The organism is Castellaniella hirudinis (genome assembly GCF_047468865.1).
GTDB classification, from domain to species: domain Bacteria; phylum Pseudomonadota; class Gammaproteobacteria; order Burkholderiales; family Burkholderiaceae_B; genus Castellaniella; species Castellaniella hirudinis_A.
On the sequence record NZ_JBLGTV010000002.1, the window covers coordinates 24367 to 46461 of the forward strand.

17 protein-coding genes and 1 pseudogene are annotated in these 22095 nt (G+C 65.3%); 10 read left to right on the forward strand and 8 right to left on the reverse strand.

The features are described from left to right. Positions 1-65 precede the first annotated feature (65 nt). Positions 66-1583, forward strand: a complete 1518-nt coding sequence (gene hutH / locus ACMHYJ_RS03680; RefSeq protein ID WP_414244865.1) for a histidine ammonia-lyase — start codon at positions 66-68, stop codon at positions 1581-1583. A gap of 44 nt (positions 1584-1627) precedes the next feature. On the opposite strand, the gene hutI is transcribed toward hutH, so the two are convergent. After that, complete coding sequence (gene hutI, locus ACMHYJ_RS03685; protein WP_414244866.1) at positions 1628-2881, reverse strand: imidazolonepropionase; 1254 nt, start codon at positions 2879-2881, stop codon at positions 1628-1630. Positions 2882-3149: 268 nt separating this feature from the next. On the opposite strand from hutI, the gene ACMHYJ_RS03690 reads away from it, so the two are divergent. The 3 genes from ACMHYJ_RS03690 (at position 3150) to ACMHYJ_RS03700 (ending at position 4493) form a co-directional block, all read left to right on the forward strand. After that, complete coding sequence (locus ACMHYJ_RS03690) at positions 3150-3878, forward strand: ABC transporter substrate-binding protein (RefSeq protein ID WP_414244867.1); 729 nt, start codon at positions 3150-3152, stop codon at positions 3876-3878. 92 nt (positions 3879-3970) lie between these two features. After that, positions 3971-4213 (forward strand): type II toxin-antitoxin system ParD family antitoxin, encoded by a 243-nt coding sequence (locus tag ACMHYJ_RS03695; RefSeq protein ID WP_414244868.1) that lies wholly within the window; start codon positions 3971-3973, stop codon positions 4211-4213. Then, on the forward strand, positions 4206-4493 hold the full coding sequence (locus tag ACMHYJ_RS03700; RefSeq protein ID WP_414244869.1) for a type II toxin-antitoxin system RelE/ParE family toxin: 288 nt from the start codon (positions 4206-4208) through the stop codon (positions 4491-4493). Before ACMHYJ_RS03695 ends, ACMHYJ_RS03700 begins: the two co-directional genes overlap by 8 nt. 30 nt (positions 4494-4523) lie before the next feature. Here the strand turns inward: ACMHYJ_RS03700 and ACMHYJ_RS03705 are convergent. Both ACMHYJ_RS03705 and ssb read right to left on the reverse strand, forming a co-directional pair. Beyond that, positions 4524-4814, reverse strand: a pseudogene (locus ACMHYJ_RS03705) (transposase); the annotation flags it as partial. Between the two features lie 259 nt (positions 4815-5073). Further along, on the reverse strand, positions 5074-5553 hold the full coding sequence (gene ssb / locus ACMHYJ_RS03710) for a single-stranded DNA-binding protein (RefSeq protein ID WP_414244870.1): 480 nt from the start codon (positions 5551-5553) through the stop codon (positions 5074-5076). Between the two features lie 410 nt (positions 5554-5963). Here ssb and ACMHYJ_RS03715 point away from each other — a divergent pair, with 410 nt between their 5' ends. From ACMHYJ_RS03715 to ACMHYJ_RS03735, 5 genes are all read left to right on the forward strand, one after another. Next, the gene (locus ACMHYJ_RS03715) at positions 5964-7562 is read left to right on the forward strand and encodes an ABC transporter substrate-binding protein (protein WP_414244871.1); all 1599 of its coding nucleotides are present in this window, start codon (positions 5964-5966) and stop codon (positions 7560-7562) included. A gap of 150 nt (positions 7563-7712) precedes the next feature. Beyond that, positions 7713-8738, forward strand: coding sequence for a dipeptide ABC transporter permease DppB (gene dppB / locus ACMHYJ_RS03720; RefSeq protein WP_414244872.1), 1026 nt, complete (start codon positions 7713-7715; stop codon positions 8736-8738). Continuing rightward, positions 8738-9628 carry a dipeptide ABC transporter permease DppC gene (gene dppC, locus ACMHYJ_RS03725; RefSeq protein ID WP_414244873.1) on the forward strand — a complete coding sequence of 297 codons (891 nt, stop codon included), beginning with the start codon at positions 8738-8740 and terminating at the stop codon, positions 9626-9628. Before dppB ends, dppC begins: the two co-directional genes overlap by 1 nt. Before the next feature lie 12 nt (positions 9629-9640). Then, positions 9641-10636, forward strand: a complete 996-nt coding sequence (dppD, locus tag ACMHYJ_RS03730) for a dipeptide ABC transporter ATP-binding protein (protein ID WP_414244874.1) — start codon at positions 9641-9643, stop codon at positions 10634-10636. Further along, positions 10633-11652 (forward strand): peptide ABC transporter ATP-binding protein, encoded by a 1020-nt coding sequence (locus ACMHYJ_RS03735; protein WP_414244875.1) that lies wholly within the window; start codon positions 10633-10635, stop codon positions 11650-11652. Before dppD ends, ACMHYJ_RS03735 begins: the two co-directional genes overlap by 4 nt. A 419-nt stretch (positions 11653-12071) precedes the next feature. Here the strand turns inward: ACMHYJ_RS03735 and ACMHYJ_RS03740 are convergent, their stop codons facing one another. Beyond that, entirely contained in the window at positions 12072-13277 is a 1206-nt protein-coding gene (locus ACMHYJ_RS03740; RefSeq protein ID WP_414244876.1) for an MFS transporter, read from the reverse strand. Between the two features lie 155 nt (positions 13278-13432). Between ACMHYJ_RS03740 and uvrA the strand changes: the two genes are divergently transcribed. Further along, positions 13433-16285, forward strand: coding sequence for an excinuclease ABC subunit UvrA (gene uvrA / locus ACMHYJ_RS03745; protein WP_414245195.1), 2853 nt, complete (start codon positions 13433-13435; stop codon positions 16283-16285). A gap of 25 nt (positions 16286-16310) precedes the next feature. Here uvrA and ACMHYJ_RS03750 read toward each other — a convergent pair whose 3' ends face one another. The 4 genes from ACMHYJ_RS03750 to ACMHYJ_RS03765 all read right to left on the reverse strand — a co-directional run bounded on the left by ACMHYJ_RS03750 (position 16311) and on the right by ACMHYJ_RS03765 (position 22037). Next, complete coding sequence (locus ACMHYJ_RS03750) at positions 16311-19040, reverse strand: diguanylate cyclase (protein WP_414244877.1); 2730 nt, start codon at positions 19038-19040, stop codon at positions 16311-16313. 210 nt (positions 19041-19250) lie between these two features. After that, the gene (locus tag ACMHYJ_RS03755; protein WP_414244878.1) at positions 19251-20378 is read right to left on the reverse strand and encodes a deoxyguanosinetriphosphate triphosphohydrolase; all 1128 of its coding nucleotides are present in this window, start codon (positions 20376-20378) and stop codon (positions 19251-19253) included. Between the two features lie 2 nt (positions 20379-20380). Continuing rightward, complete coding sequence (gene aroB / locus ACMHYJ_RS03760; protein WP_414244879.1) at positions 20381-21457, reverse strand: 3-dehydroquinate synthase; 1077 nt, start codon at positions 21455-21457, stop codon at positions 20381-20383. 4 nt (positions 21458-21461) lie between these two features. Further along, positions 21462-22037 carry a shikimate kinase gene (locus ACMHYJ_RS03765; protein ID WP_414244880.1) on the reverse strand — a complete coding sequence of 192 codons (576 nt, stop codon included), beginning with the start codon at positions 22035-22037 and terminating at the stop codon, positions 21462-21464. Positions 22038-22095 lie beyond the last annotated feature (58 nt).

Here is a 22095-nt window from a genome sequence, read left to right on the forward strand (position 1 = left end):
TCGACACGGCGGCTGCGGGACACCTGCCTCAGCCGTCCTTTTTGAGTAGACCAGCGAGACACATCATGAGCAATTCACTGACACTGACACCGGGCACCTTGACTTTGGACGACCTGCGGCAAATCTGGCAAGGCGGCGTCCAGCTGTCCCTGCCCGATCAGGCCATCCAGGACATGGACGCCTCCGCCGCCATCGTCCAGGCCATCATCGACCGGGGCGACCCGGCCTATGGCATCAATACGGGCTTTGGCAAGCTGGCCCAGACCCGCATCCCCGACGACCAGCTGGAAACCCTGCAGCGCAACCTGATCCTGTCGCATTCCGTCGGCGTCGGCCAGCCGCTGGACGCGCGCGTCGTGCGCCTGCTGATGGCCATGAAGATCGCCAGCCTGGCACGCGGCTACTCGGGTATCCGCTCGCACGTCGTGCAGACGCTGCTGCGGATTTTCAATGCGGGCCTGATCCCGCACATCCCCGAAAAAGGCTCGGTCGGCGCTTCGGGCGACCTGGCCCCCTTGTCGCACATGACGCTGGCGCTGTTCGGCGAAGGGCTGATCGGCCGCGATGGCCAGTGGCTGCCCGCCGACCAGGCCCTGGCGCAAGCCGGCATCGCGCCCATCCAGTTGGCGGCAAAAGAAGGGCTGGCCCTGATCAACGGCACCCAGGTGTCCACGGCACTCGCTTTGCATGGCCTGTTCCTGGCCGAACACCTGTTCGACAGCGCCGTGCTGGCCGGGGCACTGAGTGTGGATGCGGCCAAAGGCAGCGATGCGCCGTTCGACCCCCGCGTGCATGAAATTCGCGGTCAGCCGGGCCAGATCAAGGTGGCTGAACGCTACCGGGCCCTGCTGGCGGGCAGCGCCATCCGCCAATCGCACCTGGTGTCGGACAACAAGGTGCAAGACCCCTACAGCCTGCGCTGCCAGCCCCAGGTCATGGGGGCCATCCACGACCTGATGCGGCAAGCGGCCGGCACGCTGCTGACCGAAGCCAACGCCGTCACGGACAATCCGCTGGTCTTCGCCGGGCGCGACGGTCAGCCGGGCCAAGTGATTTCCGGCGGCAATTTCCACGCCGAACCCGTGGCCTTCGCCGCCGATACGCTGGCACTGGCCATTGCGGAAATCGGCGGCCTGGCCGAACGCCGGGTGGCCTTGCTGATCGACGCCAGCATCTCGGGCCTGCCGCCTTTTCTGGTGCCCGAGCCGGGCCTGAACTCGGGCTTCATGATCGCCCATGTAACGGCGGCGGCGCTGGCCTCGGAAAACAAGTCGCTGGCGCACCCCGGCAGCGTGGACAGTCTGCCCACTTCGGCCAACCAGGAAGACCACGTCAGCATGGCGACGTTTTCCGCCCGCCGGCTGACCGACATGGCACGCAACACGGCGCACATCGTGGGCATCGAACTGCTGTGCGCGGCGCAGGGGATCGACTTCCACGCGCCGCTGAAAACCTCCGAGCCATTGCAAAAGCTGCATGCCTTGATTCGCGCCGATGTCCCGTTCTATGACAAGGATCGGCTGCTGGCCCCGGATCTGGACATCGTGGGACAGCGGGTGCTGGCGGGGGCTTATCGGGTTTGACGCGCCGGTGAAGCAATGAGGCGGCGGATGACGGCGAGATCGGGCTATCCCACGATCTCGCCGTGGCGCACCACCCGCCTGCAACGCGGCAAGCCCATCCAATACGCCAACTCCGCCGGGCTATCGACATCCCACACCACAAAATCTGCCAAATGGCCCACGGCCAGGCGGCCGGTGACGTCCGGCGCCCCCAGGGCATCGGCGGCATGGCGCGTGACGCCGTCCAGGGCTTCGGCGACCGTCAGCTTGAACAAGGTGCAGGCCATGTTCATCATCAGCAGCAGCGAGGTCGCGGGCGAGGTGCCCGGATTGCAATCCGTGGCCAGCGCCATGGGCACCCCATGGCGGCGCAGCAGCCCGATGGGCGGCAGATGGGTATCGCGCAGGAAATAATAAGCGCCCGGCAGCAGCACCGCCACCATGCCGGCCTGGCGCATGGCCAGGACGCCGGCCTCGTCCAGCCATTCCAGGTGATCCGCCGACAGCGCCCCATAGCGGGCCGCCAGCGCGGTGCCGCCCAGCAGGGACAACTGTTCGGCGTGCATTTTCACTGGCAGGCCACGCTGCGTGGCGGCCTGCAAAACCCGTTCCGACTGCGCCAGATTGAAACCGATGCCTTCGCAAAACACATCCACCGCATCGACCAGACCCTCGTCCTGCAAGGCGGGCAGCATGACATCGCACACCCGGGCGATATAGTCGTCGGCCCGGCCCGCGTATTCCGGCGGCAAAGCGTGCGCCCCCAGAAACGTGGTGCGCACGGTCACCGGCCGCGCCTGCCCCAGGCGGCGGGCAACACGCAGCATCTTGCGTTCGGTGGCCAAATCCAGCCCATAGCCGGACTTGATCTCGATGGCGGTCACCCCTTCGGCGCGCAGGGCATCCAGGCGCACCAACGCCTGCTCGAATAAAGCGTCTTCGTCGGCCGCGCGGGTGGCCCGCACGCTGGAGACAATCCCCCCGCCCTGGCGGGCGATGTCTTCGTAGCTGGCCCCGGCCAGCCGCAGAGCGAACTCGTCGGCCCGCTGGCCGCCATGCACCAAGTGCGTGTGGCAGTCGATCAGGCCGGGGGTGACCCAGGCACCTTGCAGGTCGTGCGTCGCATCCCCGGCCACCGGGGCGGGGGCTTGGCCGGCCGTCCCGATCCAGGCAATGCGGCGGCCTTCGGTGACCATATCGGACGCCGGCACGGGCCCGGCCTGCCAGCCGGGCGGCACCAGGCGCAGGTTTTTCCACAACACGCGGCGGGCTGATCCAGCATCCAGGGCGTTGACGCAGGGGGTTTGACCGGAAGACATGCAGCCCTCTTTATTTGTATAGACAATAAGCCATTATGCCTGCCTGCCGCCTGCGCGGCAAGGCCGATCCGCCGAACGCAATGCCGGTTTGTGCAGGCCATGATACGGATCGGCTTGCCCAGATACCTGCCTGTTTGAGCCCTGCCCGCCGTCTGCGCGGCTGAACGGCCCCACGCACCGCCCCGGTGGCGCACTGTGTATCATTGAACAAGACCGCAGGCTTTGTATTCAGGCTTTGTACCCAAACCCAGACGCACAGGCTCATCCCATGACGACCCGTCCCGCTCTTCCCACCGCCCTGGCCCCCACCGGCACGCTGCGCGCCGCCATCAATATCGGCAATCCCCTGCTGGCCAGGCAAGACCCCGGCACCCAGGAAGTCCATGGCATCTCCATCGACCTGGCCCAGGCGCTGGCCGGGCAACTGGGCCTGCCGCTGACATTGCAGGTATTCAAGACCGCCGGCGAATCCGTGCGCGCCGTGGGCGACGGCCAGGCCGATCTCGGTTTTTTTGCCATCGATCCGGTGCGCGGCGAGAAAATCGCATTCACCGCGCCCTACGCCCTGATCGAAGGCTACTACCTGGTTCGGGAAGACTCGCCCATCCGCCGCAACCCGCAGGTGGATCAGGCGGGCAACCGGGTGGTGGTGGGCCAAGGCAGCGCCTACGATCTGTTCCTGACGCGCCACCTGCAAGCCGCGCAAATCATACGGGCGCCTTCGTCGCAGGCGGTGGTGTCCACTTTCCTGTCCCAGGGCTGGGAAGTCGCCGCCGGGGTCAGGCAGCAGCTGGAAGCCGACACCCAGTCTCTGACCGGGTTGCGGCTGCTGGACGAACGCTTCATGGTCATCCAGCAGGCCATGGGGGTGGCCAAGGCCCGCGGCAATGCCGCAGCGGATTTTCTGGACGATTTTGTCGCCCGGATGAAAGCCAGCGGTGCCATCGCGCAATCATTGGCGCGGCACCGGGTGACCGGGGTGTCGGCCGCCGTCTAGCTGAGTAAACGCCTCCATCGCACTAGGATCGAGATCTTCTGCTTAACTACCATTATTTGGTATATATTGGTACCCCAACAGGAGATTACATCATGAGCCGAAATACCTCTGTCACCCTTGGTGAGCACTTCACCAGCTTCATTGATACCCAGGTGCAAGGCGGTCGCTATGGCAGTGCCAGTGATGTCGTCCGGGCGGGGTTACGGTTGCTGGAAGAGCACGAAACCAAGGTACGCGCCTTGCAAGAAGCACTCAATGCGGGCCTTGAGTCTGGCGAACCGCGCCCGTTCGATAGCGAAGCGTTCCTGAGCCGGATGCACGCCGAGCATGGCTAAGCCTTATCGGCTGTCACCACTGGCCGAAGCCGACCTTGAGGAAATCTGGCTGTATACGGCCAAACGCTGGTCGATGGAACAAGCGGATACCTATCACCGCAACTTTGTCGAAGCATTTGAAGGGCTCGCCGCTGGCCTCAAGCAGGGCCGCCCCTCGGGGTTGCCAGACTTCCAGAAATACCTATGCGGCTCGCATGTCATTTACTTCCTAATGTACGCCGACCGCTTGGATGTCATCCGCATCTTGCATCAACGCCAAGATGTAGAGCGGCATTTGTAGCCTAAACGCCAGCGCTAGAGCATTTTCGATTTATTTATTTACGTATCCGCATGAAGCAAAGTAATTGGCGCATTCTGCGGGCGTAAACAGCTCCAGCACCCTGCCGATTTCGTTCCACAGATCGTCCACGGTCCGTTTGGCGGCTTTGCGTAATAGGGCCTTGAGTTTGGAGAACATCTTCTCGATCGGGTTGAGGTCCGGCGAATACGGCGGCAGGTAACGCAGCGAGGCACCGGCTGCTTCGATGGCCGCTCTGACGCCTTGAGCCTTATGAGAAGACAGGTTGTCGGCCACGACGATATCACCCGGTTGCAGCGTGGGGCATCTGAGGCAATACGAGTTGCATCGACATGGCGAGTCATACTCCTTCTTGTTCGATCCTTCGCCGCCTCGCCCTCAGCCTTTCCAGCCCGCGCGTTCGACGACTACGATGACCTCTGCTGAGTCCTCGCTCCGGCTCGACGCCGCTTATGGCGGGACTTGCACCCGCAGGAGTGCGCCCATGCTGGGCGCACAAGGAAAAACCCAGTAGCCTCAACGAGCTACTGGGTTTTTTTAACACTCACAAGGAGGGTAGACCTTAGAACGGAATATCGTCGTCCATATCGGCCAGGTTGCTGGCCGGGGCCGCCGCCGGGGCGGCGGGCCGTTGCTGCTGCTGCGGGGCGCGGCGGGCGGGCGGCTGCGAAAAGCCGGCATCGCCGCCTGCTTCGCCGGCCGAGTCCCGGCCGCCCAGCATTTGCATCTGGTCGGCCACGATTTCCGTGCTGTAGCGGTCGGCGCCGGTATCCTTGTCTTGCCATTTGCGCGTCTTCAGGCGGCCCTCGACATAAACAGCGCGGCCCTTGCGCAGGTATTCGCCGGCGATTTCAGCCAGGCGGTTATAGAACACGACACGGTGCCATTCGGTTTCCTCGCGGCGTTCGCCGGTGGATTTGTCCTTCCATTGGCTGGTCGTGGCGATGGACACATTGCAGATGGCGGCGCCATCCGGGCTGTAGCGGACCTCCGGGTCGCGCCCCAGATTACCGACGAGAATGACTTTGTTGACTGAGGCCATGGTGGGAATCCTGTGATTTGATCAATGTATGTGCTTGCCATTATCGGGGATCGGCCCGCCGCCTGTCCCGGCGGAGTCGGCAAAAGTGACATTATCGCCCAATCGGGTTAACCCTGGAAACCGGGCAAAACAGGCCGGGCGGCCCGGCCGCCACCGCCCGGCCTTGCGCGCCATCCGGTTCGCACAAAAGTAATACCTTCACGCCATCAAGGTAGAACCCAGGCACGTTGTATACACAAAATCTTTGTTCAACAAAAAAACCTGGAAACCGATCGAAAACAAGCAACCATGCGGGTTTTAACAAAGTTGCACAAATCGGCATTCGGGTAATCCTTGATGCCCTGGGACTACGGCAAACACGCCATTTCATGCTATGTTCTCGCAGATTCACGCACATCCGCGAGGAGAAAATGAAAATTTCCAAACGTACTCTGGGCCTGTCCTTGGTCTCCCTGGCCCTGGCTTTCGGCTCCGCCCAAGCCGCCACCACCTATGTCTACTGCTCCGAGGGTTCGCCCGAAGGCTTCAACGCCGCGTTCTTCACGTCCGGCACCTCGAATGACGCAATCCACCCCGTCTTTGACCGCCTGGTCGAATTCAAGCCCGGCAGCACCGAAGTCGTGCCCGGCCTGGCCGAATCCTGGGATGTCAGCGAAGACGGCAAAGCCTATACCTTCCACCTGCGCAAAGGGGTGAAATTCCACGCCAACAAGGGCTTTACCCCCACCCGCGATTTCAACGCCGACGATGTGGTGTTTTCCTTCCTGCGCCAGTTGGATCCAAACCACCCGTACCACAAGGTCTCCAACGCCTCGTATCAATATTTCAACGATATGGGCATGGGCGAATTGATCGAAAAGGTCGAAAAGGTCGACGACAACACGGTGCGCTTCGTGCTGACCCGCCCGGAGGCCCCGTTCATCGCCAACCTGGGCATGGACTTCACCTCGATCCAATCGGCTGAATACGCCGATGCCATGATGAAGGCCAAGACCCCCACCAAGGTCGATACCGACCCGGTCGGCACCGGCCCCTTCGAATTCGTCACCTACCAGAAAGACGCCCGCATCCTGTACAAGAAGTTCGAGAACTACTGGGGCGACAAGGCCAAGGTCGACCGCCTGGTGTTCGCCATCACGCCGGATGCCTCGGTGCGCTATGCCAAGCTGCAAAAGAACGAATGCCAATCCATGCCGTATCCCAACCCGGCCGACCTGGACGCCATCAAGAAAAACCCGGACGTCCAGCTGATGGAACAAGCCGGCCTGAACGTCGGTTACCTGTCGTTCAATACCTCCAAGAAACCCTTCGACAACCTGAAGGTGCGCCAGGCCCTGTCCATGGCCATCGACAAGCCCGCCATCATCGAAGCCGTCTTCCAGGGTGCCGGCCAACCCGCCAAGAACCTGCTGCCGCCTACCATGTGGAGCTACAACGACGATGTCCAGGACTGGCCGCACGATATCGCCAAGGCCAAGGCCTTGCTGGCCGAAGCCGGCTACCCGGACGGCTTTGAAACCGACCTGTGGGCCATGCCGGTGCAGCGCCCGTACAACCCCAACGCCCGGCGCATGGCCGAAATGATCCAGGCCGACTGGGCCAAGATCGGCGTCAAGGCCAAAGTCGTGTCCTACGAATGGGGCGAATACCTGAAACGCACCAAGAACGGCGAACACCAGACCATGCTGATCGGCTGGACGGGCGACAACGGGGATCCCGACAACTTCCTGGCCACCCTGTTCAGCTGCGCCGCCGCCAAATCGGGTTCCAACTATTCCCGCTGGTGCTACCAGCCCTTCGAAGACCTGATCCTGCCCGCCCGCACCACGGCGGATCACGCCAAGCGCGTAGAACTCTACAAGCAGGCGCAGCAGGTCATGCACGACCAGGCCCCGGCCGTCATGATCGCGCACTCGACGGTGTTCGAGCCCCTGCGCAAGGAAGTCAAGGGCTACACGGTGTCCCCCCTGGGCCGCCACACCTTTGACCAGGTCAGCCTGGAAAAATAAGGCCTTGCTGCCCCGGCCAGCCCGGCGCGCGCTCCGCGTGACCGCCGCTGGCCGGGCACTTGCCGGCGCCTGAATGCTTCCAGGCCCGGCAGACGCTTATTCCTCGCCTGGCATGCGCCGGGCGAGCTCCTATACGGGCCCATCCGCATTATGTTTTTTTTCATACTCAAACGCGTCGGGCTGGCCATTCCGACGTTCATCGGCATTACCCTGCTGACTTTCGTCTTCATCCACCTGATCCCCGGCGACCCCGTGCTGATCATGGCGGGCGAACGCGGCCTGTCGCCGGAACAGCACGCGGCCATGATGGCGCAACTGGGCCTGGATCAGCCCTGGCTCGTCCAGTACGGGCACTATATCTGGGGCGTGCTGCACGGCGACCTGGGCACGTCGCTGACGACCCGCGGCCCGATCTGGGAAGAATTCATGCCGCGCTTCCAGGCCACCCTGGAACTCAGCTTCGTGGCCATGTGTATCGCCCTGGTCATCGGCATCCCCGTGGGCGTGCTGGCCGCCGTCAAGCGCGGCTCCTGGTTCGACCATGCGTCGATCACCGCCGCGCTGGCGGGCTATTCCATGCCGGTGTTCTGGTGGGGCCTGATGCTGATCATGCTGGTCTCGGTGCAATGGGACTTGATGCCGGTCTCCGGGCGCGTCAGCGCCGCCTTGTTCCTGGATCCCAGCGACCCCCTGACCGGCTTCATGCTGATCGACACCTGGCTGTTCGGCGAAGCGGGCGATTTCTGGGACGCCCTGCACCATATTCTGCTGCCCGCCTTCGTGCTGGGCACGATTCCCCTGGCCGTGATCGTGCGCATGACGCGCTCGTCCATGCTAGAAGTCCTGAACGAAGACTATATCCGCACGGCGCGCGCCAAGGGCCTGTCGCGCCTGCGCGTGGTGATCGTGCACGCCCTGCGCAACGCCCTGCTGCCCGTGATTACCGTGATCGGCCTGCAAGTGGGGGTGCTGATGGTGGGCGCCATCCTGACGGAAACCATTTTCTCCTGGCCGGGCATCGGCCGCTGGCTGATCCAGGGCCTGGCGCAGCGCGACTATCCCGTCGTCCAGGGCGGGGTGCTGATCGTCGCCACCATCATTATTCTGGTCAATATGCTTGTTGATATTTTGTATGGCTTCGCCGATCCGCGAATTCGCCAGAAACAGGGGCGATAATGACTGAACTGACCCAAACCATGCCCGCCCCGCCGGGGCCTTTCAAGTCCTTCTGGCAGGATTTTTCCCGCAACAAAGGGGCGCTGACCGGCCTGATCTACATCGTGGTCATGCTGCTGATCGCCATCGGCGCCAACCTGATCGCCCCGCACGATCCCACCGCCCAGTTCCGCGAACACCTGCTGCAACCGCCCGTCTGGCAAGACGGCGGCAGTTGGCAATTCATCCTGGGCACCGACGACGTGGGGCGCGACGTGCTGTCGCGCCTGATCTACGGCGCCCGGCTGTCCCTGCTGGTGGGCTTTCTGGTGGTCAGCATTTCGCTGGTGCTGGGGATTTTCTTCGGCGTCCTGGCCGGCTACACGGGCGGCGTGGTGGACATCACCATCATGCGTCTGGTGGACATCATGCTGGCCCTGCCCAGCCTGCTGCTGGCCCTGGTGCTGGTGGCCATCTTCGGGCCGTCCATCGTCAACGCCTCGCTGGCCCTCAGCTTCGTCGCCCTGCCGCACTACGTCCGCCTGAGCCGCGCCGCCGTGCTGCGCGAAATGACCCGCGACTACGTCATCGCCTCGCGCGTGGTGGGCGCGGGCGCCTGGCGGCAGATGTTCATCAACATCCTGCCCAACTGCGTCGCCCCCCTGATCGTGCAGGCTTCGCTGGGCTTTTCCAATGCCATCCTGGACATGGCGGCCCTGGGCTTTCTGGGCATGGGCGCCCAGCCCCCCACCCCCGAATGGGGCACCATGCTGGCCGACGTGCTGCAGTTCGCGCAAAGCGCCTGGTGGGTCGTCACATTCCCCGGCCTGGCCATCCTGCTGGCCGTGCTGGCATTCAATCTGATGGGCGATGGCCTGCGCGATGCGCTGGACCCGCGCCTGAAAGTCTAGGAAGGGCAGACCATGTTGGAAGTTCAAAACCTGTCCGTGCATTTCGGCGATGAATCCGCACCCTTCAAGGCGGTGGATCGCGTCAGTTACCACGTCAACGCCGGCGAAGTCGTCGGCCTGGTCGGCGAATCCGGCTCGGGCAAATCCGTCAGTTCGCTGGCCCTGATGGGCCTGATCGATTTCCCCGGCCGCGTGCAGGCCGACGCCCTGCGCTTCGAGGGCCAGAATCTCCTGTCGCTGCCCGAAAGAAAACGCCGGGAAATCGTCGGCTCCAAGATCTCCATGATCTTCCAGGATCCGATGACCAGCCTGAACCCCTGCTATACGGTGGAATACCAGATCAGCGAAGCCCTGCGGGTGCACCAGGGCGGGTCGCGCAAGGCCCTGCGCGCCCGGGTGCTGGAACTGCTGGATCAGGTCGGCATCCCCGACCCGGCATCGCGCCTGCGCGCCTACCCGCACCAGCTGTCGGGCGGCATGAGCCAGCGGGTCATGATCGCCATGGCCATTGCCTGTAGCCCGCGTCTGCTGATCGCCGACGAGCCCACGACCGCGCTGGACGTCACCATCCAGGCGCAAATCATGGATCTGCTGCTGGATCTGCAGCGCCAGCAGGGCCTGGGTCTGGTGCTGATCACCCACGACCTGGCCCTGGTGGCCCAAGCCGCCGATCGCATCCTGGTGATGTACGCGGGCCAATTGGTGGAATCCGGCCCGGCCAATGAAATCTTCCGCACCCCGCGCCACCCATATACCCAGGCCCTGCTGCGCGCGCTGCCCGAATTCTCCAAGGACAGCGACCGGCTAGTTTCCCTGCCCGGCGTGGTGCCCGGGCGCTACGACCGCCCCAAGGGCTGTCTGTTGAGCCCGCGCTGCCCCTACGCCACAGACCGCTGCCGCACCGAAGAACCCGCGCTGCGCGGGCCCGAAGGGCGCCAAGTCAAATGCCACACGCCGCTCAATGACCAGGGCCAGCCTGTCGAAGCACCCACCGAGATTTCCGCATGAACACCACCGCAACCCCCGACGCGGCCCCGGCCACCGATTCCGACATCGTGCTGCAAGCCATCGACCTGAAACGCCACTACCAGGTCGAAGGCGGTTTCATGAAGCCCAAGCGCTCCGTCAAGGCGCTGGACGGGGTGTCCTTCACCCTGCAGGCCAGCAAGACCCTGGCCGTGGTGGGCGAATCCGGCTGTGGCAAATCGACCCTGGCCCGCGTGCTCACCATGATCGAGCCTCCCACGGCGGGACAATTGCTGTACCGCGGCCAGGATGTCTCCCACACCAGCCCCGAACTCGCCCGCCTGCGGCGCAAGAAGATCCAGATCATCTTCCAAAACCCCTACGCGTCGCTCAATCCGCGCAAGCGCATCAGCGACATCCTGGAAGAACCCCTGCTGATCAACACGTCCCTGAGCGCCGCCCAGCGGCGCGAACGCGGGCAGGCCATGATGGCGCGCGTGGGCCTGCGCCCCGAGCACTACAGCCGCTATCCGCACATGTTCTCCGGCGGCCAGCGCCAGCGCATCGCCATTGCGCGGGGCCTGATGCTGGATCCGGAAATTCTGGTGGCCGACGAGGCCGTATCCGCCCTGGATGTCTCGGTGCGCGCCCAGGTGCTGAACCTGATGAAGGATCTGCAAAACGAGCTGGGCCTGTCATACGTGTTCATTTCGCACGACCTGTCGGTGGTAGAGCACCTGGCCGACGAAGTCATGGTGATGTACCTGGGCCGGGTCGTGGAACAAGGCAGCAAGGCGGCCATCTTCAACCAGCCGCTGCACCCGTACACCCAGGCGCTGCTGTCGGCCACCCCGCGCCTGAACCAGGAGGGCCACGGTGAGCGCATTCGGATTTCGGGCGAACTGCCCAGCCCGCTGAACCCGCCCCCCGGCTGCCCTTTCAGCAGCCGTTGCCCACGCGTGATGCCGGTATGCCGCGAAAAAATCCCCACCCTGAAAAACCAGGGCGGGCGCCTGGTGGCCTGCTATGCGGTGGAACAGGATCTGGGCACGCCCTGAAGACGATTGTGTTCAGCGCCTGCCTGGGTTCTGAACACGCCTGCGCGGCGCGGGGGCTCGGAGGGCGCAGACTTTAACGGGGCACAACGATGGCCCTTTGTTGCCCTTGCTGCCTTGGTTGCGTTCGTTGACCGGTCACAAAACAGCGTAGACATCCCCGCGTGCTTTCGCCACTTGCCGTTTCTTGCAGCATTTCAATGGTCGTCACATCGTTGCGCGGGGTGGCGGGCGGGACTGTTGGAGTACGCCCCAACCTACTCGGCGAAGCCGCCAACATACGACCTGTCCCGCCCGCCACCCCGCGCAACGATGAGCTGTCACTAAAAAGCACTCCACCCATGATATGCCGCTGAAGCCCCCAAAGCCCCAGCTCCCAGCTCCCAGCTCCCAGCTCCCAGCTCCCAGCTCAACAATACCCTTCAGCGCTCCCCCCGGATATCCTTGAACCCCCGCGCCGTATACAACCAGACCACCGCCAGCATCGCGCACATCCAGAACACCATATTGGGCCCGCTGCCGCGCACCAGCACCCCGCCCAGCAGGCCCCCGGCAAACACCCCCAGCGACTGCGCCGTATTGTAGAAACCCAGCGCCAGACCCTTATAGGCGGGCGGCGCCACCCGCGACACCAGCGAGGGCTGCAGGGCTTCAAGGATATTGAAGAACACGAAAAACCCGATCAGGGCCGCCACCACCAGCGCGAACGAACCGTCCAGCCAGGGCAACACCCCCAGCACCAGCGCCAGGCCCAACACGGAGAGTTCGAGCGCGGCCTTGTGGGCCTTGCGGGTCTCGGTGTAAAACACCGCCGGCACCATCAGCACGAACGACGCCAGAATCACCGGCAGGTACACCTGCCACAGCGTGGCCATATCGAACCCGCCCAGCCGCCCCAACAGGCCCGGAGCCACCATGAACAGCGCCATCAGGATGAAATGCAGGCAGAACACCCCGAAGTTCAGGCGCAGCAGATCGCGCTTGGCCAGAACATCGTGCGGCGTGACCTGGATGATGTCGTCTTCGGACTTGGGCACGTCGGGCACGAAGAACATGGCGATCAGCAAGCACACGAAACCCAGCAGGCTGATGGCCCAGAACAGGCCCGACAGACCGAACTGCCCCACCAGCATGGGCGACAGCACCAGCGACAAGGCAAAGGAAATCCCGATGGAGCCCCCGACCATGGCCATGGCCCGGGTACGGACTTCGGGGCGGGTGGCATCGGCGATCCAGGCCGTGATGGCCGCCGACACCGCCCCCAGCCCCTGGATGACGCGCCCGACCGTAACCCAGTCCACATCGTTGCTCAGGGCGCAGATGACCCCGCCCAGCACGAACAGCAGCATGCCGAACACAATGACCGGGCGGCGGCCGTAGCGGTCGGACGCCATCCCCAGGGGGATTTGCATGATGGCCTGGGTCAGGCCATAGGCCCCCAGGGCCAGCCCCACCCGGACAGGATCATCGCCCCCCGCCAACGTCACGGCCGCCACCGCGAAAATGGGCGTCAGCAGAAACAACCCCAGCATGCGGGCGGCAAACAGCAAAGCCAGGGCAATGCTGCTACGGCGTTCCAGCACAGTAAGCTTCAGGCGGGGAGTGGACGAGCGGGCAGATCGGGCCATAGAAAAACCGCAGTAGAAAAAGATTTCCCGGCGGGCGGCGCCGGGCGGGCACTGGGCCGCAGAAGATCAGAAAACACCAGCCCCATGCGGTCGCATGGACGCTGCGCGTTATAGTAGCAAGTTGTCCTTTGAAAAACCTGAACCTCCCTACCGGCATGGACGCCATCTGCATCCGGGGTGCCCGCACCCACAACCTGAAGAATATTTCGGTGGATCTTCCCCGCCGCCGTCTGGTGGTCGTCACCGGCCTGTCGGGCTCGGGCAAATCGTCCCTGGCTTTCGACACCCTGTATGCCGAAGGCCAGCGCCGCTATGTGGAAAGCCTGTCGGCCTACGCCCGGCAGTTTCTGCAGATGATGGACAAGCCCGACGTGGATGTAATCACCGGCCTGTCGCCCGCGATTGCCATCGAACAAAAAACGGCCGGCCACAACCCGCGTTCCACCGTCGGCACGGTCACGGAAATCCACGATTACCTGCGCCTGCTGTATGCGCGGGTGGGCACGCCGTTCTGCCCGGAACACCACTTGCCGCTGCGGGCGCAAAGCGTCAGCCAGATGGTGGATCAGGTGCTGGCCCTGCCCGAAGGCACCCGCCTGGCCATTCTGGCCCCCCTGGCGCCGGGCCGCCAGGACGACCTGACCGCCGAATGCCGCCGCCTGCAGGCGCTGGGTTTCGTGCGCGCCCGCATCAATGGCGCGATCACCCCGATCGACGGCAGCCAGCCGCTGCCCGCCATCGACGGCCCCTGGGATCTGGACGTGGTGGTCGACCGCGTGCGCGTGCGGCCCGACAGCCGCCAGCGCCTGGCCGAAAGCTTCGAGACCGCGCTGGATCTCGCCCAAGGCCGCAGCACGATCCTTGACCTGGACACCCAGGAAACACGCGCGTTTTCCGCCGCCTATGCCTGCCCCGTCTGCGCGCGCGGCATGGGGACGCTGGAGCCCCGGCTGTTCAGTTTCAACAATCCGGTGGGGGCCTGTCCCCGCTGCAACGGCCTGGGCCAGGTCGAAGCGTTCGACCCCGAGCGCGTGGTGGCCTTCCCCGAACTGAGCCTGGCCGCCGGCGCCATCCACGGCTGGGATCGGCGCAATGCCTTCAGCTACGCCATGATGGCCAGCCTGGCGCAGCACTATCACTTCAGCCTGGACACCCCCTACCAGGATCTGGACGACACCGTACGAACCCGCCTGCTGCGGGGCTCGGGCGACGAGGAAATCGCCTTCCAATACCTGGGTGAAGGCGGCATCCCCAGCATCCGCCGGCACGCCTTCGAAGGCGTCATCCCCAACCTGGAACGCCGCTGGCGCGAAACCCATTCCAATGCCGTGCGCGACGAGCTGTCTCGCCTGCGCCACACCCGCCCCTGTCCCGAATGTCACGGGGCGCGGCTCTGCGGCGAGGCCCGCCATGTCCTGATCGGCGAAGATGCGGGCCCCGGCGAGCGCCGGGGCCGGGCGATCTACGAAATCGAAGCCCTGTCGCTGGCCGACTGCCGGCGCTGGTTCCAGACCAGCGCCCTGGGGGGCGCCCGGCGCGAAGTGGCCGAGCGCATTGTCCAGGAAATCCGCGTGCGCCTGGACTTCCTGGACAATGTCGGCCTGGGCTATTTGTCGCTGGATCGCAGCGCCGACACGCTGTCGGGCGGCGAAGCCCAGCGCATCCGCCTGGCCAGCCAGATCGGCTCGGGCCTGACGGGGGTCATGTACGTGCTGGACGAACCCTCCATCGGCCTGCACCAACGCGACAACCAGCGCCTGATCAGCACCCTGCAACAGCTGCGCGACCTGGGCAACAGCGTCATCGTGGTGGAGCACGACGAGGACATGATCCGCGCCGCCGACCACGTGCTGGACATGGGCCCAGGCGCGGGTGAACACGGCGGCCAGGTGGTGGCCCAGGGCACCCCGCAGGATATCGCCGCGCAGCCGCAGTCCCTGACCGGCCAATACCTGTCCGGCGCCCGGCGCATCGCCATCCCCGCCCGCCGCCCGGTGGACACCGAGCAGGCGGACACGCGCTGGCTGCGCATTCTGGGCTGCAGCGGCAACAATCTGCAGGCCGTGGATCTCGCCCTGCCCATCGGGCGCTTCAGCTGTATCACCGGGGTGTCTGGCTCGGGCAAATCCACGCTGGTGAACGACACCCTGGTGACGGCGCTGGCCCAGCGACTGCACCGGGCGCAGGCCAATCCCGCGCCCTTCGCGCGCCTGGAAGGCCTGGAACACGTGGAAAAAATCATCAGCATCGACCAGAACCCGATCGGCCGCACCCCGCGCAGCAACCCCGCCACCTACACCGGCCTGTTCACCCCCATCCGCGATCTGTTCGCCAACGTCCCCGAGGCCCGCCTGCGCGGCTACGACGCGGGACGCTTCTCCTTCAACGTCAAGGGCGGGCGCTGCGAGGCCTGCCAGGGCGACGGCGTGGTGCGGGTGGAAATGCATTTCCTGCCGGACATGTACGTGCCCTGCGAAGTCTGCGCCGGCAAGCGCTACAACCGCGAAACCCTGGACATCCGCTATCGCGGCCATACCATCAGCGATATCCTCGACCTGACCGTGGCCCAGGCGCTGGATCTGTTCGCCGCCGTGCCTTCGGTGGCCCGCAAGCTGCAGACCCTGATGGACGTGGGCCTGTCGTATATCCGCCTGGGGCAAAGCGCCACCACTCTGTCGGGCGGCGAGGCCCAGCGCGTGAAGCTCTCCCAGGAACTATCCCGGCGCGGCTCGGACCGCACCCTGTATGTGCTGGACGAGCCCACCACCGGCCTGCACTTCGCGGACATCGCCGTTTTGCTGGACGTGCTGCAGCAATTGGTGGACGCGGGCAGCACCGTGCTGGTGATCGAACACAATCTAGACGTCATCAAAACCGCCGACTGGGTGGTGGATCTGGGGCCGGAAGGCGGGGCGGGCGGCGGGCGGATCGTGGCCCAGGGCACCCCGGAAACCGTGGCCGCCACCCCCGGCAGCCATACCGGCGCATGGCTGAAAGCCGTGCTCTAGTGTCCTGTTTGGCTAATTCAAATACTCATCTTCGGCGCCTGGGCTCGCCGCAATCCACCCGATTGCGGCCCGCGTGCTTGGCCCGGTACAGGGCGCCATCCGCCTCATTGATCAGCGCATGGATCGCCCGGTCTTCGTCTTCCCCCGGGGCCAACTGGCCCACCCCGACACTGACGGTGACGATCCCGCCGATGCCATGCTCGTGCGGCATGCCCAGGGCGGCCATGTGCTGGCAGATTTTTTCCGCCATCCGGCAGGCCTCGGGCCGGGCCTGGCCGGCCAGGATCACGGCGAATTCCTCGCCGCCATAGCGCGCCGGCAGATCGCCGGGCCGCCGGAACAAGTCCCGCAGCACCCGCGCCAGGCGCTGCAGCACCACATCGCCCTCCAGGTGGCCATAGGTGTCGTTGTAGCGCTTGAACCAATCGACGTCAATCATCAGCAGGCTGAGGGGCGTCTGATTGCGCCGCGACAGCGCAAATCCGCTGGACAGCACCTGGTCGAACTGGCGCCGATTGGCCAGGCCGGTCAGGCCGTCGGTCGAGGACAGCTGGGTCAGTTGCCGATTCACCTGAAGCAGCGCCTGGGTGCGCTCGGCCACTTGCTGCTCCAGGATTTGCCGGTGGCCCAGCAGGCGCTGCGCCATGCCATCCAGGGACTGCGCCAGCACCACGATTTCGCGCACCGGACTGCGCACCGTGGGCCGGGCCAAGGTGTCGCCATCGGCCAACCGGCCCGCCCAATCCACCAAGGCATGCAAGGGCCGGGACAACCACCAGGACACCACGGCCCCCAACGACAGGCCCAGCACCCACAACCCCAGGATCAACAGGCCGACCCGCTGGATGGACTGCTCGGCCGCCCCCACCAGGCGGCTTTCGGGCAACGACAGCACCAGGGTCAGCAAGGGGCCGTCTGGCAACGGCAACGGCTGCCAGAACACCTGATGGTAGCCGTCCCGGATGCGGGCCCGCTGCTGGTCGGTTTCCCGGCCCGACCGCGCCATGACGGCCCCCAGGCTGCGGATCAGGGGCGACGCGCTCTCGTCGGCCCTTAACTGATGCACTTTGCCATCGTCCCAGCGATAAACCGGCGCGGCCAGGGAACTGGCCAGCAGGTGGCCGCTTGCATCCAGCAGCAGCGCCGTCCCGCCCAGGCCGGCGACTTCGCGCCGCAGGAACTGGCTGACCCGCGACAGCGCCACGTCCGCCGCCATCACGCCCACCAATTGGCCGGCGGCATCGCGCAGCGGCGCGGCCATGCCGATGCCCAGGCTGCTCTGGCGGTCATCCGGGGCCCGAACGGCATACTGGTAGGCCTGATACCAGTGCAATCCCTGCGCCTGAACGGCTTCGGTATACCAGGGCCGCAAACGGGGGTCGAAGCCCCGGGCCGGGGTTTCCAGGCGGGTGCGCCGCCGGTTGGCGTCATCCACCCGGTACAGGTGCATCATCCCCCCGTCGGCCTGGCTGGACTGCATCACCTGCAGGCTGAGATCGGCGTCATGGGGCGGGCGGCTGGCCGCCAGATAATCGCCTTGCGCGGTGCCCACCGACAGATACGTCAACAAGGGCTGCTGGCGCAGCTGCAGCAGGAAACTATGCAACAGCTTGGGCCGGTCATCCAGCGACAGCAGGCCGTCTTTCAGCTGCAGCACATTGAAGGTCAGGGCCGCCCGGGGAATCTCAAAGAAGGCGGACACCTTGTCGCGCAATTGGCCGGCCAGGTCTTTTACCCGATGCTGTTCCATCTGCTGGGTGCCTTGCACCGACGCGGAAAACACCAGCCAGCCGGACAGCGACGCGATCAGCGGCAAAGGCACCAAAATCGCCAACAACCACAAGGTGCGCAAAGGCATCAGGCCCTTCGCCTGGACGGCCAGCGACCCGCCCTGCGCCGCCGGCCGGACATCCTGACGCCCCAGCAAATAAAAACCCAGCAGCAACAGCAGTGTGAGCCCGCCCCCCAGGCCGCGGATGAACCAGCGGCGCGAACCATCGCCGCGCAGATCGGCGCGAGGCACCGCCGCCAGCACCCAGCGGCCGTCGGAGAGATCAATCGCGGTCTCCACGTGGGGCAGATTGAAGTTTTCGGGCAGGCCATACAACACCCGGCCGGATCCCTGGTCGTCCCAGCCCTGGATCGCCAGGTCGAACGCCAGATCCGGCCCGGCCAGGCCGGCCCGCAGCAGGACATGCTCCAGATCGACGGTCACGGCGGTCATCCCGCGATACACCGCACCGGCATCGGCATCGGCGGGGCCCGGCGAAAACAGCGGCGCCCGCAGGATCAGCCCCACATGGCCGGTCTGCACCAGGCGGGCCGTCCCGTCCAGTACCGGCCGGCGCAGCCGGAGCATCTGCCGGATTTTGGACATGAACTCTGGATGCAGGCGGTAATCCAGGCCGATCACGTTCTCATTGCCCGCAGTGGGATAGACCAGCGCGATTTTCAGTTGATCCACATACACGATGCTGATGAGATCCGGGCGCTGCCGGCGCAATGCGGCGGCCTGGTCGGCAAACGATGCGGCTTCCTGGCCCGGCGCCGTCCGGGCCAGCGCGGCGGCCAGGCGATTGTTCAAGGCGTGCAAGGCCTGCAGGTCGTCCGCCAAACGCTGAGTGCCCGCCAGAACCTGGGTTCGCAGCCGATCGAGCGCGCCTTGCTGTTCACGCGCCCGATCCCAGGCATCGAGCGCGAAGGTCGCCCCCAGCCCGATCAGCAGCAGCGCGACGGCAAACAGCACCCTTTTCATGGCGGGCCTCTTTGGGAGGATTATTGATCTTGTGCCCAAAAGACGAAGGCAAATGCTTTCCAGGGTGTTTAGTATGTCATCGGACAAGTTCTCCGGCTACCCGGATTAGCCCGCAGCGCGGCAAGGCGGGCGCCGAATTCAAGAACACGAGCCAACCGGACAGGATACTGGGCGCACTGTCCGCGCCCGCTGAAGCGGCCCCGCCCCGGATCAATCCAGCTGAAACAACTGCCGATGCTCGCGGATCGCATAACGGTCGGTCATCCCGGCGATGTAGTCCGCGATGGCCCGCGCCTGCCGGGCGGGCTCGTCGCGCCGATATTCATCGGCCAGCAGGCGGGGTTCCTCGAAAAAGGCGCAAAACAGTTCGCGCACGATCCGCTGGGCCTTGTGCGTCATGCGCATCACCTGGGCATGCCGATACAGGTTTTTGCGCAAGAACCGCTTCAAGGCGTCCGCCTGCGCCCCGATGGCCTCTGAAAACGCCGCCAGCGGCGGGCCGGCCCGCACGGCATCGGCATCGCCGGGTTGCAAACGGGCGATATTGGCCGCCGTCGTGCGGGTGAGGTCGAGCACCAGCGTATTGATCATGGCGCGGATGACCTCCGACACCAGGCGTTTGTCGTCGGTGATGGCGTAGCGCCGATGAACCAGATCGTAGTGGGCGGCGAAGATATCCACGTCGAGCAGCTGGGGAATCGTGATCAGGCCCGAGCGCAGGCCGTCGTCGATGTCGTGGTTGTTGTAGGCGATTTCGTCGGCCAGGTTGGTCAACTGGGCTTCCAGCGAGGGCTGGGTGCCATCCAGGAAGCGCGCCCCCACCGCCCCCAGCTGGCGCGCATGGCGGCGCGCGCAGTGCTTGAGAATGCCCTCGCGGGTTTCAAAGCACAGGTTCAGCCCATCGAAGGCGGCGTAGCGTTCTTCCAGCGTATCCACGATCCGCAGGCTTTGCAGGTTGTGCTCAAAGCCGCCCGCGTCCGGGGCGAACTGGCGCATGCAGGCGTTCAGTTCGTCCTGGCCCGCATGGCCGAAAGGGGTATGCCCCAGGTCGTGCGCCAGAGCGATGGCCTCGGTCAGGTCTTCGTGCACCCCCAGATTGCGCGCCAGGGTGCGGGCAATCTGGGCGACCTCCAGGCTGTGCGTCAGGCGCGTGCGGAACAGATCGCCTTCGTGGTTGAGAAACACCTGGGTCTTGTATTCCAGGCGCCGGAAGGCCGAGCAGTGCACGATGCGGTCGCGGTCGCGCTGGAAATGGCTGCGCCCCTGCGGGGGCGGTTCTGGATGCAAGCGCCCCCGGGTGGCTTCTGGATGGCAGGCATAGGGGGCGAGGGCGGCCATGGTCAGCCTCCCGCGGCCGCCAGCAGCGGGCGCACCTTGTCGTCATCGACCGCCTGCAGGCAGGCCTGGCCCAGGCCGGGCAACAAGACATAGCGGATGTGGCGGCCTTCGGTTTTTTTATCGACCCGCATCAGGTCGAACCATCGGTCCAGCCCCAGCGCGGGCGGCCGCACGGGGCAGCCGATGGCCTGTACCAGGGCCTGGATGCGCGCCGCCACGGCGGGATCCAGCCCGCGGGCCTGCACGGACAACTGCGCGGCCAGCACCATCCCGCACCCCACGGCCTCGCCATGCAGCCATTGCCCATAGCCCAGGCCGGATTCAATGGCGTGCCCGAAGGTATGGCCGAAATTGAGGATGGCGCGCAAGCCGGATTCGCGCTCGTCCTGGGACACCACCCAGGCCTTGAGCTCGCAAGCGCGGCGCACGGCATAAGCGATGGCCTCGTCGTCCAGCGCCCGCAGCGCCTGCACATGGGCTTCGCACCAGGCAAAAAACGCCGCATCGGCGATCATGCCGTACTTGACGACCTCGGCCAGGCCGGCGGAGATTTCACGCGCCGGCAGGGTGGCCAGCACCTGGAGGTCGATCTCGACGGCCTGGGGCTGGTAGAACGCGCCGATCATGTTCTTGCCCAGGGGATGATTGATGGCGGTCTTGCCCCCCACCGAGGAATCCACCTGGGCCAGCAGCGTGGTGGGCACCTGGACGAAGCGCACCCCCCGCATGTAGCAGGCGGCCGCAAACCCGGCCATATCGCCCACCACCCCGCCGCCCAGGGCGATCAGCACCGCCTTGCGGTCCAGCGCCGCGCCCAGCAGGGCATCGAAGATTTGATTGAGGGAATCCCAGGTTTTGTACTGTTCGCCATCGGGCAGCCGCACCCAATGGATGGGCTTGCCGGCGGCCGCCAGCGCGTCGTGCACGCGCTGGCCGTAGAGATCGGCCACGGTGGTGTTGGTGATGACCGCCAGGGCGGTGGCATCGGCGGGCACACTGGCGGCCAGCGCCTCCAGGCGGCCCCGGCCGATATGAATAGGATAATGCCCCCCGGGCGTGGCGACGGAAACGGTATGCATGCGGCTAAGAGGTAGCGGCGGCCGGCAAGCTGGCAAGCAGATTGCGCAAGACCTGGTTGATGGGCTGCTGGGCGGTATCCTGGCGGATATCGGCCACGCTGTCGTACAAGGGTTCGCGCTGCGCCAGGAGATCCGCGATGCGGCGGCGCGGGTCTTCGGTCTGCAGCAGGGGGCGGTTGCGGTCGCGGGCCACCCGCCGGTAGAGTTCGTCCGCCCCGGCATACAAATACACTACGCAGCCGCGTTCGCGCAGCATGGCCCGGTTTTCGGGGGCCAGCACCGCCCCGCCCCCGGTCGCCAGCACCAGGCCCGATCGCTGTGAGCATTCGTCCAGCATCATGGTTTCGCGGCGGCGGAACCCGGCCTCGCCCTCGATGTCGAAAATCGTGGCGACGCGCACCCCGCTGCGCGCCTCGATGGCATGATCCAGATCGGTGAACGGACGCCCCAGGGCGGCCGCCAACTGGCGGCCGATGGTGGTCTTGCCCACCCCCATCATGCCCACCAGGAAAATAGGCTGTATCCAGGGCGTGTCGTCCGGGGGGTGCGGCGGCGCATCGGAAGTGGCAAACAACGGCATAGTTATACGGATTGACATGGATTTACGTGTATTATCGCATTGGTGCCGACATGTATGG